Consider the following 13,267-nt stretch of genomic DNA (forward strand, 5'->3'; position numbering starts at 1 on the left):
TAATGAGCAGGGTTTAGATTGCAATCAGAATGAAAGCTGCAACTGAGCGAATAAATAGAAGATGATCGTTCAGTCTCTTTCTGGACTAGGGCAGTTTCTTTCGACATTTGGCTATGGGCAAAGACTTTTTCCGTAAGTCTTTAAAGTGTCGAAAATACGTGAATCCAATGATTGCGCCTAGAATCTAGTGCTTGGCCCGAGCAGTTCATTGCTCGTGGCAACGGCTAAAGAAATCATTGTATTGGCGCACCCGAGAGGAAAGGAAGTGCGTCAATTTCTGATTCCCTAAGTACCTGATATTCCTAGAATCATCATATCATGTGGAACACACGTGTGTAACACAATTGTGGTACAATTCCAATCTCGGCTTACATGTTAAACTTAGCTTCGCAAAGGCTATCGACCATTCGGTTTTTCGATATCGTTTACAGTGCACGAAATTGCATGAAGTCCCCGCTGAACCTCGCAGTTTTTGCAGATGGTAAACGCGATTAGGCCCGGATTTCCGCCGTTCTCGGCGAAATCCGTTGTGCAGCCATTTTAACCATGATTGCGACATTTTGACCTAAATGACAGCCCGCTGATGATTTCTGATTTAGGTGGCTGTCTGTCTAAGGGGCCGATTCAGGAAGGCGTGGCATAAGATTGCACGTGGTTAACTAGTACCTGCCCGATATACTCACCCAACCGAACTGGAACAGCATTTCCAATCATGCGGCCAAGCATGTTGAAGTTAACCTCGCCATTTTCGGGCAAGAATGCGTAGTCTTCTGGAAAGCTCTGAATCATAGCGGCTTCGCGAAGGCTGATTGCCCGATCTTGGTCAGGGTGACCAAACCTTCCATTTCCAAAACCGTAGCACTGCGTTGTCATCGTCGGGGCCGGTTTATCCCATTCCATCCTACCGTAGACCGAGGGGTATGTGGCTCCTGACTTCTTAGAGTGGCACACAGCCACCAAATCCGCAGGCCAATCCCGCCAAGTTCCCCCAGGAACTGAAGCGCGAATGCGTTCCATGTTTAACGGGCTAAGAGACGACGCAGAGTGGAGCAAGTCATCTGGATGTGTCTCGCCAGCCTTAATGGGAGGTAAGTCCGCAATTATGTCCCTCACAGTGACTTCAGGCTCGTCAGTCTCGGGCAATGTTATGGGGCCGAGCTTGGAGGCGACGAACACCAGCCGTTGTCTGCGCTGCGGCAATCCAATTGTTCGGCCGTCCACCACTCGCCAGTCGAGAGAGTATCCTAGGTCTTGGAGACTCGTCACAAAATCCTTAAAGATCGTCTGTGAACGCAGAGGAGGGACGTTCTCCATTGTTACGAGTGTCGGTTCAGTTTGTACCACTAAGTCAGAGAATGCAGTTAATAGACCCCAATCCTCGTGGCGCTTTTTGCGTCTCGCAGATTGCGAATAGGTTGAGAACGGCTGGCATGGCGCACATCCCGCCAGCAAAGATATCTTTGAGTCTACGAAGACATCGTTGATTTTGCTTGGGGACATGTTCGCAACATCCGCTTCAATGAAACGAGCATTATTGTTCTTTTCCATAGGGAAACGGCAGGCCGGGTCGCAATCCACGCCGAGCCGCACGTCAATGCCCGCATTGCTTAGACCATGTGTTAGTCCACCAACGCCACAGAACAAGTCGACAGCCACAATGTCGCAGGCACCGATCAAGCTGTTCCTCCTTGTCTTGCTAGGTATTGCTTCTGATCCATATATCCCTTGAACGCCTTACAGACCGCTTCAAGGTAAGGCAAAATTCTGGCGGCTAAATCGTTCAAATCATCCAGAGTTAAATCGTTCGCGCCGTCCTCAAATGTGCTTTCCCCATGGGCGATTGCGTTTCTACGGTTTGCAAGGAACTGCAACGCAGTCTTTTCGTCACGATACTTTCGCTCATAAGCGGCACGGCTTACTGAGTTTGGCATGCTCAATCGACAGCCGAGGCGTCTAGCGACCTTCTTGATTGCGTCATCTGTCCAACTGCCGGGCTCTCCCTTAAGAGCAAACGGGGCAGGGCTGTTCCCAGACGCAAGTACTCCTCCTATCTCTGTCATGCGTTCGACGGCTTTGGGTCCAATCCTGTCCTCTCCCGACCAAATCTCTGCCCTTACCCATTCGGAAAGGAGCTCTTTTCTCCAATCTTTTGGAAGCTCATTCACTGCCTCTGAGCCAATATGGGCCAGCGTCCGGGTCATGATGGCTTCCACGATGTTGTAAAGGTGTATCAAAAGGCCTGACTTGAGGGTGTTGATATGCCTGATTTCAACAAGTGGTTCACCATCGTTCGGAGCATCATTGACCCGGTCCGATAGCATCTGAGCTATTGATTGGTGCCGCTGGAACTCAAGCTTGCGCTCTTCCAAATAGGTTAGAACATCGTTCATTGATTGAGCAGCCAACTTCGCACGACATCAATACGGTTCAGCAGCTTGCTTTTGACGTTTGCGGCGTCAGACTTTGTCGCAACTCCAAATTCTTCGGACTCTAACAAAGGTGTCATGTTTGGAGCTTCGTCCGCAATCTCAGGCCTTTCTCGTAAGGCAAGCGCTGAGCCAACAGCGATTGACTCATATCTGACCCGTGGCACCTGATTGCCGGTCTGCGACTTTGTGAAACCAAATGGACTGGCGCTGTTGACAAATGCGAGTACCCGCAGAAACTCCTCGCGCATTTCAGCTGATCTTTCGTCTCCACCATCTTCTGCCAACTCCTCATTCATGGTTTGCACAAATGAAAAGTAGAACCGCCTAGGTTCTTCTCGGTAGCCCAGCATGTCCGCGCCTTCAGCGCCTTGACCGGCCCGATAATTCGAAAGGTAGGCAAAGAAGCGAGTTACAAGCTCCTCTCGCTCGCGAAGGTTCACGAGTTTTGAACTGACTGGAGTTAGGGCAACGAACTCCTCAAGCTGCGACAGCTCAATTACCAAGTCCATAAATGGTCCCGGCAGGCTGCCGCGACGAATCTCGGCATCGTTAGCCGATGTCCCCCCAGTATTGATCCTAGCGAACATTTCCGTTCGTGTGACTGCGTCGGTTGCGTTATCCAGAATTATGGCGCGGATCGGCGTCTCACTAAATATGAGCTGCCTTGATCTTGGGAAGTCTGAGAACTTCATTCCATTAGCAGCAGGCAGCGTTTCTAACTTCTTTAGTGCGAAGCCGTCGTCCATGAAATTTCGGATCGTGCGCAGGCGCTGCGAGCCATCAACAATTTCCATTTTGCCTTCTTGATCTTGCCAAAAGAACACGAACGGAATCGGAAGCCCCATCATCACGGACTCTATGAACTTTGATTGTTTCAACGGTGTCCAGATTAGTTTTCTCTGATATTCTGGAACGTAGTACCTTTCTGACTTAAGCTTCTCCACGATGAACTCGAACGAATACTCAGTGACAGTGAACTTGACGGTCTTAGCGTAGTCCCTGATTTGCTGTTCAGCTTCTTCGATTTGCACTTGGTCTATTCTTGATCTCATCTCATCGCCGCCATCGTCGATTGCACATTCATTCCCGCTCTAACAACCGCTGACAAGATCGCAATCTTCGATCTGTCCGGATTTTAGAATGCTATCTTGATGGCGGTGTCTGACTCCATGCAATCCACCAAGGTCAAACTCGTCCAACATCAACACCGAAACCGAGGCCGACCGTCAAACGTATCGGCAGTTTTTGTAAATTGGATTGCCAGTTTTCCGCAGAACTCTGGGTTTTTTCCAAAAACCGTTGTGTAGCCATTTTAACCATAACTGGTCGTTTTGGTGCTCTGGTTTAGACCTTAGGAATCGCTGATTACCCGCACTAAAACAATGAGCGCTGGCTATTGAGGTATTGGGAGGCATGCTCCGGCAAATCACGCTTAAAAACGCGGAGGAGGCTCTGGGTTGCACGCTCTTCGGTTCCGTCCCGCAAAATACTGGTTGGGTCAATTTCATGCCATCGCAGAAGCCAGACCGACACATCCCAAGTTCTGTGGCAGCGAGCCGGGTCACCCTCGGCGCACATGATCGCCACGTTCTCTTTTGAGCCAGCTTCGGCGATCCCAGAGACCGCTTTTGCAATTACTGGCAATTCTCGATCATCGCCTTGATCGCCGCCAAGCGCTTCGCCCTCATGTGCGTAATGAATGCCGATCCGATCAGACCAAACCTCAATGGCTTTGCGGCTGAAGCTGGGGTTTCGCGACCATGGGCGGGAGCGTATATCAATCAGGCGCGTGATTGATCGCCGTTCAAGCTCTCGAGTGAACTCTGTCAGCGATCTATTAGAATATCCAATGGTCCAAATCATGCGTAACTCCAATACGTTAGTTGTAATGAAGATTAACTTCAGAGAACCCTGCTGGGCAGCCTAAATCGCTTGTGGATCAACGATTTGCTTAGCGGACACCTATGCCCGCCAGCGTGCAATCAGTACGCTCACGTATCTTCCATAGCTCGTACTTCGAGGAGTTCTCTGCCTGCAAATAGGCTGCTGATACGATCCCAGCCTGAACACAGAGATCAGTGCGGGTGCCGCCATTAGCCTTCACAATCTGGTACTGCCGAGCAGCTTCCTCTGCGACTTCGTTTTCGATTTCTTGCAGGCTTGGTCCACAACCGATCAGAGCCAAACATAGACAGCCAACGATCAATCTCATCACATTTCCCCGAACTAGTTTCAGGAAAAAGTAGAACTTGTATTGCAATTGATTGCAAATGGTTTCGTGATTTGGCGAAAATCGTAAATAGCTTCACTGCCGCATCCGTGCGGATGTGACCAATCCGGTTGCCGGAGGTCATATGCAGGAACTGATGGATCGATTTGGGAATTTGCTGGCTGCGCACAGGAGGCATGCTGGCCTTACCCAAGAGGCACTAGCGATCAAAGCTGACCTCAGCCCAGACATGATTTCTAGGCTTGAAACCGGCTCGACAGGCGCACGTTTCCCGACAATCCACCGATTAGCAACCGCCCTAGAGATTGACGCTGCGGCGTTCTTCACTGACCAAATCCAAACAGGCGCTACAGAGCGCCCGGAGCTGAGGAGGCTGACCGCAATGCTCTCCCGCCTGACCGATGAGCAATTGGTCTTTGTCGAAGGCGTTGTGAACGCATCCCTTCAATCACGCTCCTGAGGTCTCTCAGGGCCGTTTCAGGCGCATTACCACCCTTCGCACTGTCATCGGGTGCCATTGGCCTCCTGAGGCCGTCTGAACGTCATTCTCGTTGAGATAGCTCGCTATGTTTTGCAGCGTCTTCAATCCGGTCGCTTGAGCAGCCTCGATATGCGGCGCAACATCTTCAGCGTGTTTCAGGGCGGCTTCTCGATTTAGTTTCGCAAGCAACTTGCCGTGAGAGCCAAGAACAACGCCGCGCTCTTTTGCTGCCGCGAGCGCGGCTTTGGTGCGTTCAGAGATCATCTCTCGCTCATGTTCGGCGAAAGCAGAGAGGATGTGCAGCATGAGCTTGTTCGCATAGGGCGCATCGACCGCTACAAACTCAACGCCGGACTCCATCAATGATGACACGAACGCAACGTTACGGGCCAACCTATCAAGCTTTGCGATGATCAGCGTCGCTTTGTTGCGCTTGCAGGCAGCGAGCGCCGCTTGAAGCTCTGGCCTATCTTTCTTTCGGCCAGACTCGGTTTCGACAAAGAACTGATCGACCGTTCCCCCTATCTGCAAAGCATAGTTCTCGATGCTAGTTCGTTGAGCCTCCAATCCCAATCCCGATAATTGCTGCTTCCCGGTGGAAACTCTTAAATAGCCGATTAGGATGGCTCATAACCTGTGTTGGTTGATTTGTGTGTTAAATCTTGGCTTCTGAACCGCCTGGCGTACACCCCAAATCGATACCCTTAGCTTGGAACACAATTGGTCCGGCCGCGCCAAGTGGGAACGGTCGACGGGGCCTCATCCTTCAGAATCCAGAAGTGCGCCTTACCAACTCTATGAGCCTGCGGAACTCTCCGTCGTCTTGGTTTGACTTCCACATATTTATGAATTTGCAGACGACCTGAAGATTGCCGGGTTCGTAGTGGCCGTCGCTGTCTCTGCGATCAAGGGAACAGCAAAGCTGGTGATCGTCCCCTCCACGAAACTGGAGGGGCACCCCGGTTATTGCACAAAGGCCCTCTTGGGCTTCATAAAGTGCTGCGATGTACGTCGCCAACTCCTCCCGATTGGCGAAACCAAATTCCTTGTTCTTGACCTTCCGCTCTTCTCGCTGGCCATTGGACCTGAGTGACGTTTCCCAAGCTCTATTCGCCAGATCGAAGAAATCGACCTCTCTCGCGTTAAATGTCGTTACAGGATGTTTACGCGCTCCAACCTTGGTTTTGTCGCTCCAATCTGGCTTCTCATGCCACAGGCTCAAGTCCTCACCCTCAATCAGAGCGCGGGCGTAGGCAGCGTAGTCCTCACTCAGCTCTTGCAGGGTAGCCTCCGTGACCAGAAAATCTGGTGTTTTCGGATGCAGTCCTTTCCATTTCAATGGCGCACCATTCCGGTTCAGGTTTGACCATGGCATCGCCGGTTTGCGGTAGTAGTACACCTCTGAAGGGCCATCTGGATTTGGTTTGTGATCAGGGCCAACGGTAATGATAGGCGGATCATCAGTGGTTATTGTCCACCATAAATGTTCCCCATCCTGATGAAGCCACATATCGCCACTGCTTTCCGCAATTATCGTGCCTAGATTGAACCACCGACCAGCAACAGCTCGCGTCGGAGAGATGCCCTTGGCGGTTTTCAGGTTTTCAACGCAGAAGTCGATGTAGCCTGCTCTGTCCTCAGCCTGCCAAAAATCATGCAGCCGAAGGTCTTGCATTGTTGCTATCTCGTTGCGAGCGAGACAGTCCGACCAAGCATAATTTTCGCGACCGAAGTTCGCGACGTAGACCTTCATGTGCGCCCCCTTCAATTAGCAGACTTTGGAATGTGATCTAAGCGAACTGACACCAAACAACACATCAGCGCCCAAAATGCGGTCGACCGAGCTTTAGGCTCTTTCTCCTTTAAGTAGTAAGACGATGCCAAAATTGACACTTCCCAAGCGCATGAGGTGCCGGGGACACAGCTGTCGTTAGCGTATGATATCAGAAATGTAGTTCGCGAGCTTGTCTTGTCTTTCCAGTCCGACATCACCGCCTTTTGTGAAGTTTCTGCCGGTTGTTTCCGCGATCATTGGTGCCGCTCGGTCGATAAATTCTTTCATCTCGTTTATACCTGTCCATCTCGTGCGGTAAGCGGTCAGGATTTGCTTGGTTAGGTCCAGCATTGGCAGGAGGTTCTGTTCGACATCTATAACGGCGATGTCTTCGCACTCGATCCGATTTGTCCAACTTGGGAAGGATCGAACCCATCGGGCGCACTCTGTAGCAATGACATCGGATCGGTGCTTCCAATGAATGAGCAAAAGCTTCGCTGCCAGACGTTTTAGAAACCTCTGACGAGCTTCCTCAGAGAACATGGCACGTCCATATCCACCAAACTGGGCGGAGCGCGGACGAAATCGATATCCAAGATAGTTCATCCGGTGATTGCCAATCTCAAGAGGCTGACCGGTCAAGTAGAGCGATCCAGAATGGTGCCCCTTCAATAAAGAGGCGAGGGCATCGATTTTCGCTTGGACCTCCAGCTCCGTCTTGGCCCCGATGAGTATATCATCGACATGACTAATGGCATGGCGGGCGTTGAGAGCGGTGAGGTGTTTGTCCAGCACCAAACTGGCGACTAGGACTGAAATAAGCGAACCCTGCGGAAGTCCATTCCGGATCGCGGCTTCTGAGCTATGGTTTGTGTTGTCCCTATAGAGACGTTTGTGTCTGATCTCTGTGTCTTTGTGAATGAAGATGCTCACGTTGACGTAGGCCTTCGGAAGGAAGCCCAACACCTCTTGAACCATCTCTCGGGTGATTGATGGAAAGAAATCTTTTACATCCAATAACCCGAACCACCTTACTCCTTTCATCTTTATGCTGTGCAGCGTTTCTCGGATCGCTGCTTCCCGACCACGCCCCTTGCGGGCGTATTCAAAACGGCTGTGCCCAACCGTGCTGAGAATGATGTGTTCGATTATCTTCTGCGTCCCACGCGAGGCGCGACCGAATGAGCAAGTTGAACGATAACCGCCCTTTGGCTTATGGCGTGTACTCGCCCAGACATATTCACCGTTTGGCTTTCTGGGATTGATCCGGCGGGATTGTGTTTTCAGCCCCTCCCACGACATTTTTCGACATGGTCGGCCTTTGCCGTTCGCTAGGATGAAAGCAATCAAACGAGAGCTATCAGACTTCTCCAACTCGAAGATCGCCCGACGCAGAGATTTTCGCGAGCCACTAGTGTGGGCTGATCGCAAACGGGTCAGCAGCTTACGATAACGTATGACCGCTGCACGTATCTCGTTTTCAATGCCGTGCGAGAGTTTAGGCACACCCAGCAAAAGCATAGCTGCGACCCGCACTTCATTGAGGTCGATGAGGCCACTCATTTTTGCTTTCGGTTTCGCCATCAGTCGTTGCCTTCTGATGATAAGAAATCAGCCACTGCCTCTTCTCTATAGAAGACGCTCTTGCCGATCTTACGAGCTGCTGGACCGTAGTTGCGACGCCTCCATGCACGGAGGCCCCAAACGCTCATCCCAAGCATTCGCGCAAGTTCGGCTTCGGATATGTGACCATGTACCTTCCGGGCCATCACATCGCCCCCGCAAGGCATGCGCTAACGTGCCACGAAATGCTGCAATCATTGCAGTTGCACTCTGGGCTTGTGAGTATTGGAAATGGAAAATTTCGACAGTCAGGCATTAGAGAGCTCCCTGTCCAAGCGGACATGTTAGTTTGGGTAACTCTCAACCAGCTCGCCTGCGGCCACGGTCATCACATGACGATTGAGCAGTCTCGAAGTAAGATGCCGCAGTTCGGATTACAAGGACACATTTGCAGTCATCTACAGGCAATCGCCCCATAAACCGATCAGTCGTTGTTACTAAGCAGCTCGGGCAGGACGATTGGCCATTTCGCGCCCACCATCGTGCTTAGCTTAGCCTCGAGGCCTATATCGTGGCTGTAGCCATCCGAAGTCTGAGTGCCCTCGTGGCCAAAGATAGCGTCAATCAAGTACTGAGGAGCCAGCGAGCTTCGATAGATATCTTGCACGCCATGCCGGAATGAATGAAACACTAGCCTACTATCCGATAGGTCACGGCTATCCATAAAGCGAGCAAACCACTTTGAGAAAACAGTTGAGGCTTGGCCGTCTTCACCGAACTTAATCTCATGGAACAATCGACGGCATTTCTTCGCCTTTGATGATCGCTCACCAACGAATTTGTCAAAGCCTAAAGCAATGAGATCGGGATGGATTGGCACCTCCCTCTCTGCCGCATCAGATTTCAAATGCTTGACGTGCCCGTCCCCATATTGGTCATTTATTGAGATGTGCGGAATGTTGTGATCAAGAACTACGTCTGTGGTGTGCAGTTGAACCAGTTCACCAAGTCTAGCGCCTGTGTAATAGCCCAAAACAGGTATCCAGAATTTCGCATCTTTGATGACGGAGGTGCCGGGTTCAAATCTCCGAAACCGAGATCGGCATCCAGTGAACAAAGGTGCAGAAAACAGCGTCTTGATTTCCTCGGGTGCGAACGGTCTCCGGTCCTTCTTTTGTTTTTTGTAGCCAGCAAGATCGACCGCCAGATTGGCAACCGGACTTGATTCAATGTAGCTTTCTTTCACCACCCAATTCCAAAACGACTGAACCGTTTTGAAGGTCGTGGAGGCAGTTTTCAGAGATACTTGACCATTTGCGACATTTGTCTGGCGTTCCACAAAGCTACCACTCTCGCCGCGATACGATTTCCTCAGTCGCAAGACGCCATCTCGAAACCTACGCATATCATCAACACTGACCTCAGAGACGTGGGTTTTCTCGCCGAGGTGATCAGTGAGGAGCACTAGTTTTGCTGACATCATTTTGATGGTTTTTGCAGTGCAAGAAACCTTCTTCGCCGCCAAATAGCGATCAACCAGATCGACGATCTTTGGACCAGAAGGTCGCTCGGCAGGCGATACTTCCCCCTTTTTCGCAGGAACTGGAGGTCTCGAATGGTCAGTTGCAACATCGAACAATTTGTCATGCGGTTTGTACGGAACCAGCCTCTCGTTGAGTCTAAAGCGAAACTGTCGCTGCTGCTCGATCAACGCACGCAATGCTCCGACAAGTAAGTCATGCTGCTCACTTTCCGGCAATTGGCCGAAAACCGAGACTTTCTCTGCGAGCAACCTTCTTGCCCCCTTTATTTCGCTTTTTGCTGGGTTGAAGCATTCCAGTGCCTGCAACAGCACCGCCTCATACTCCTCGGACATTGAGAGCTGGGCCGCGAGTTCGTGATCCACATCGCTCGCCCTAAAGACGAAAGGATGACGCTCCACGTCAAAGGACAAGTCAGAGAAGACTGACTGAATTATCTCTACAATTTCAGCCTTTGAATTTTGCTCCGATCTAAGCATGCTAAACACCTCAAAGACGCGTGCAGCGTATTTTGCGGCGAGCAGTCGTGCTTGATCTGATCGTGCCACGCCCAAAGACCGACGGATTTCAAACCTTCCCACTCGCTCAACTAAGTCGTGAGGCACCCGCACACGCAAATAATAGATGCCCCCACGACGAGACAAGTACGAGACCCTTCGACGAGAATTGCTCATCGGCCCGGTCTCGGGAAACTCATCAAGCTGATTGATTCTGGTCTAAATCCGCAGCTCTGGTGCGGGCCTCTGGTCTCGTGATCCTTGATCTGTGACCATCGCGCATTCGATCCCTTTCGGGCACAACCTGCAACTAGATTTCCCAAGTCTTGGGGTCGCCGACTGTGTCTCACCGTGTGTCACACCTGCGACACAAGAGAGAAACGATTATCCAAGATTTAAGGATTTGTGCGGGTTTTAGCAAGAAGTGGCGGAGAGACAGGGATTCGAACCCTGGGTACTCGTGAGAGCACAACGGTTTTCGAGACCGCCCCGTTCGACCACTCCGGCATCTCTCCGCATGTCTCTGCGATCGCAAAGAAGCGCGCCGGGTACACTGCCGGTTAGCGCTTGCCAAGGGTTCTCGCTTAAGAAAATGCGGGCATATCTGGGACGCTCATCTCAAAATCGCTTGTTTTGCCGCCGCGAGCAGCCATATTCTGGACCTCATGGAACGCTCTCATTTCTTTTCTTACCAAGCGGGCCGCACAATCAATGCCCCGCGACAAACCCGCAGCCGCTTTGGAATTGGCGAAGTGGTGCGCCACCGCCTGTTCGATTTTCGCGGCGTCGTTTTTGATGTGGACCCGGTCTTTGCCAATAGCGAAGAATGGTATGAGGCGATCCCAGAAGACATGCGCCCGCCGCGAGACCAGCCGTTCTATCACCTGCTCGCCGAAAACGAGGAATCGAGCTACGTCGCCTATGTGAGCCAGGGCAACCTAGTGGGCGATGCCAATGGCGGCCCGGTTGATCATCCAACGGTCCCGCAATTGTTTGAGCAGTTCAAAGACGGTCGCTACCGGATGCGCCCCTCGCTAACACATTAAGGCGCCTAGCTTTTGAGCTTCCACCCGGTGCGCAGGACGGCGTAGACGGCAAGGGATATGATGAGATTAAACACCCCAATGCCAATCGCTGCGGCCATAACTGCGCCGCCATCACCAATATCGCTTTCGCCCAGGAAACCATAACGAAAGCCCGAAATCACATAGAAGAACGGGTTCGCGCGGCTGACTGCTTGAAATGCAGGCGCGAGGTTGTCGATCACATAAAATGTGCCCGACAAAAGCGAGAGCGGGGCTACGACAAAATTGCTTATGGCGGCGTTGTGATCAAATTTCTCGGCCCAGATCGAGGTCGCAAGGCCGATGAGGCCCAGCATCACCGATCCCATCAGACCAAACCAGACAACTGCCCATAGATGCTCAATAGAAAGCGACACGCCAGGCCAAAGCACCATAGCCAGGCCCACCGCACCGCCGACAAAGATAGCGCGGGTGACAGCGGCCCCAACGATTGCCCCCATCAACTCCCCGGGTGACAGCGGCGGCATGAGGTAGTCAATGATGGTCCCCTGGATCTTTCCGCCCAAGAGCGAGAACGACGAATTGGCAAAGGCGTTCTGCATCATTCCCATGACGATAAGGCCAGGGGCCACAAAGCTTGCAAAGTCAACGCCAAGAACCTCGCGCCCGCCTCGGCCCAATGCGACGCTGAAAATCACCAAAAACAGGAGGGTTGTGACCGCAGGAGCCCAAATCGTCTGCGTCTGGACCTTGAGAAACCGGCGCACCTCCTTCATATAGAGCGCCAAGAGCCCCACACGATTGATTCCGGTGATCACTGGAACGCCGCGAGGGGGAAACCGGGTGCTCGTGCCTGCATTTTCAGATTGGGGAGTGCCCGCTTTATTGGGTGTGGCTGAAAGGTCTCTTTCCATGACGAATGCGCCTAAGGCCTCTGGTGTCTTGTGACAAGCTGCCTATCTACAGGCGGCACGTGAAAGAACGGATAAAGTATGAGTTGGACTGACGAGCGGATCGAGACGCTCAAGAAGATGTGGGAAGGTGGCTCCACGGCCAGCCAAATCGCAGAAGAATTGGGCGGTGTGAGCCGCAATGCCGTAATCGGCAAAGCGCACCGTTTGGGGCTAAAATCGCGCCCTTCGCCTGTGAAATCGGGCGATAAGAAAAAGAAAGCGGCGGCGAAAAAGCCCGCGGCTAAGGCAGCGCCTCCCAAAAAGGCAGCGCCCAAACCTGCGTCAAAGCCCGCCGCTGCACCGTCTCCTGCGCCCTCGGCTCAGCAGCCCGATGCGCCGATCAACAGCCAGCCTGTGCCCAACCCGACGCCCGATCTACCCAAGATCGTCTCGGTCGGCCCCGGCGGCTTCCTGCGCCAAGGTCCCGGTGATCAGCAACCGCCGATCCCGCCAGCGCCGCCGCGGCGCCTCGTGCCAGCAAAACCCGATCCTTCAATAAAGGACAAAACCAGTATTCTGGATCTGTCCGACAAGGTTTGCCGCTGGCCTATGGGTCACCCGGGAGAACCAGATTTCCACTTCTGCGGTACGCCAGTGAACCCGGGCTTTCCGTACTGTGTTGAGCATTGCGGACGCGCCTATCAGGCACAGCTTCCGCGCGGTGCCCGCAGACCCCCGCCGCCGCTTCCTTTTGGCGGACCGCGAGTTCGGTAACCGGGCATACATCAATACAGCCCTTCGAAAGGCCCGGTCGCTGATACAGCCACCGGGCTT

14 protein-coding genes and 1 tRNA gene are annotated in these 13,267 nt (G+C 52.4%); 3 read left to right on the top strand and 12 right to left on the bottom strand.

Annotated features, from left to right (window positions below; all coding sequences use genetic code 11):
- Positions 1–624 precede the first annotated feature (624 nt).
- The 5 genes from AC0V60_RS10160 to AC0V60_RS10180 all read right to left on the bottom strand — a co-directional run bounded on the left by AC0V60_RS10160 (position 625) and on the right by AC0V60_RS10180 (position 4,641).
- Positions 625–1,677, bottom strand: coding sequence for a DNA cytosine methyltransferase (locus tag AC0V60_RS10160; RefSeq protein ID WP_486178350.1), 1,053 nt, complete (start codon positions 1,675–1,677; stop codon positions 625–627).
- Entirely contained in the window at positions 1,674–2,390 is a 717-nt protein-coding gene (locus AC0V60_RS10165; protein WP_486178351.1) for an MAE_28990/MAE_18760 family HEPN-like nuclease, read from the bottom strand. Before AC0V60_RS10165 ends, AC0V60_RS10160 begins: the two co-directional genes overlap by 4 nt.
- Positions 2,387–3,460, bottom strand: coding sequence for a DUF262 domain-containing protein (locus AC0V60_RS10170; RefSeq protein WP_486178352.1), 1,074 nt, complete (start codon positions 3,458–3,460; stop codon positions 2,387–2,389). Before AC0V60_RS10170 ends, AC0V60_RS10165 begins: the two co-directional genes overlap by 4 nt.
- A gap of 343 nt (positions 3,461–3,803) precedes the next feature.
- A complete protein-coding gene (locus AC0V60_RS10175) occupies positions 3,804–4,292 on the bottom strand; it encodes a DUF488 domain-containing protein (RefSeq protein WP_486178353.1) in 489 nt (162 codons plus the stop codon).
- A gap of 88 nt (positions 4,293–4,380) precedes the next feature.
- A complete protein-coding gene (locus AC0V60_RS10180; protein WP_486178354.1) occupies positions 4,381–4,641 on the bottom strand; it encodes a hypothetical protein in 261 nt (86 codons plus the stop codon).
- 115 nt (positions 4,642–4,756) lie between these two features.
- On the opposite strand from AC0V60_RS10180, the gene AC0V60_RS10185 reads away from it, so the two are divergent.
- A complete protein-coding gene (locus AC0V60_RS10185) occupies positions 4,757–5,119 on the top strand; it encodes a helix-turn-helix domain-containing protein (protein WP_486178355.1) in 363 nt (120 codons plus the stop codon).
- Between the two features lie 6 nt (positions 5,120–5,125).
- On the opposite strand, the gene AC0V60_RS10190 is transcribed toward AC0V60_RS10185, so the two are convergent.
- The 6 genes from AC0V60_RS10190 to AC0V60_RS10215 form a co-directional block, all read right to left on the bottom strand.
- A complete protein-coding gene (locus tag AC0V60_RS10190) occupies positions 5,126–5,764 on the bottom strand; it encodes a recombinase family protein (RefSeq protein WP_486179482.1) in 639 nt (212 codons plus the stop codon).
- A gap of 142 nt (positions 5,765–5,906) precedes the next feature.
- Positions 5,907–6,893, bottom strand: coding sequence for a hypothetical protein (locus tag AC0V60_RS10195; protein WP_486178356.1), 987 nt, complete (start codon positions 6,891–6,893; stop codon positions 5,907–5,909).
- A gap of 177 nt (positions 6,894–7,070) precedes the next feature.
- A complete protein-coding gene (locus AC0V60_RS10200) occupies positions 7,071–8,498 on the bottom strand; it encodes a reverse transcriptase domain-containing protein (protein WP_486178357.1) in 1,428 nt (475 codons plus the stop codon).
- The gene (locus tag AC0V60_RS10205; protein WP_486178358.1) at positions 8,498–8,704 is read right to left on the bottom strand and encodes a helix-turn-helix transcriptional regulator; all 207 of its coding nucleotides are present in this window, start codon (positions 8,702–8,704) and stop codon (positions 8,498–8,500) included. The genes AC0V60_RS10200 and AC0V60_RS10205 overlap by 1 nt, the downstream gene beginning before the upstream one ends.
- Before the next feature lie 257 nt (positions 8,705–8,961).
- Positions 8,962–10,692 carry a DUF6538 domain-containing protein gene (locus tag AC0V60_RS10210; protein ID WP_486178359.1) on the bottom strand — a complete coding sequence of 577 codons (1,731 nt, stop codon included), beginning with the start codon at positions 10,690–10,692 and terminating at the stop codon, positions 8,962–8,964.
- 248 nt (positions 10,693–10,940) lie between these two features.
- Positions 10,941–11,030 (bottom strand) — tRNA-Ser (locus AC0V60_RS10215).
- A gap of 150 nt (positions 11,031–11,180) precedes the next feature.
- Here AC0V60_RS10215 and hspQ point away from each other — a divergent pair.
- Positions 11,181–11,561: a heat shock protein HspQ gene (hspQ, locus tag AC0V60_RS10220; protein WP_486178360.1), complete on the top strand. Its 381-nt coding sequence runs from the start codon at positions 11,181–11,183 to the stop codon at positions 11,559–11,561.
- A 5-nt stretch (positions 11,562–11,566) separates the two neighbouring features.
- On the opposite strand, the gene AC0V60_RS10225 is transcribed toward hspQ, so the two are convergent.
- Positions 11,567–12,454, bottom strand: coding sequence for an ABC transporter permease (locus AC0V60_RS10225; protein ID WP_486178361.1), 888 nt, complete (start codon positions 12,452–12,454; stop codon positions 11,567–11,569).
- A gap of 78 nt (positions 12,455–12,532) precedes the next feature.
- Here AC0V60_RS10225 and AC0V60_RS10230 point away from each other — a divergent pair, with 78 nt between their 5' ends.
- Positions 12,533–13,207, top strand: a complete 675-nt coding sequence (locus AC0V60_RS10230; RefSeq protein WP_486178362.1) for a GcrA family cell cycle regulator — start codon at positions 12,533–12,535, stop codon at positions 13,205–13,207.
- Positions 13,208–13,267: the final 60 nt, after the last annotated feature.

The sequence above is a fragment of the Erythrobacter sp. S259 genome (assembly GCF_057364965.1).

Coding starts and splice junctions, on each gene's coding strand:
- AC0V60_RS10165 (WP_486178351.1), bottom strand. CDS start 2,390: ATGAACGATGTTCTAACCTATTTGGAAGAGCGCAAGCTTGAGTTCCAG.
- AC0V60_RS10175 (WP_486178353.1), bottom strand. CDS start 4,292: ATGATTTGGACCATTGGATATTCTAATAGATCGCTGACAGAGTTCACT.
- AC0V60_RS10180 (WP_486178354.1), bottom strand. CDS start 4,641: ATGAGATTGATCGTTGGCTGTCTATGTTTGGCTCTGATCGGTTGTGGA.
- AC0V60_RS10195 (WP_486178356.1), bottom strand. CDS start 6,893: ATGAAGGTCTACGTCGCGAACTTCGGTCGCGAAAATTATGCTTGGTCG.
- AC0V60_RS10200 (WP_486178357.1), bottom strand. CDS start 8,498: ATGGCGAAACCGAAAGCAAAAATGAGTGGCCTCATCGACCTCAATGAA.
- AC0V60_RS10205 (WP_486178358.1), bottom strand. CDS start 8,704: ATGCCTTGCGGGGGCGATGTGATGGCCCGGAAGGTACATGGTCACATA.
- AC0V60_RS10210 (WP_486178359.1), bottom strand. CDS start 10,692: ATGAGCAATTCTCGTCGAAGGGTCTCGTACTTGTCTCGTCGTGGGGGC.
- hspQ (WP_486178360.1), top strand. CDS start 11,181: ATGGAACGCTCTCATTTCTTTTCTTACCAAGCGGGCCGCACAATCAAT.
- AC0V60_RS10225 (WP_486178361.1), bottom strand. CDS start 12,454: ATGGAAAGAGACCTTTCAGCCACACCCAATAAAGCGGGCACTCCCCAA.
- AC0V60_RS10230 (WP_486178362.1), top strand. CDS start 12,533: ATGAGTTGGACTGACGAGCGGATCGAGACGCTCAAGAAGATGTGGGAA.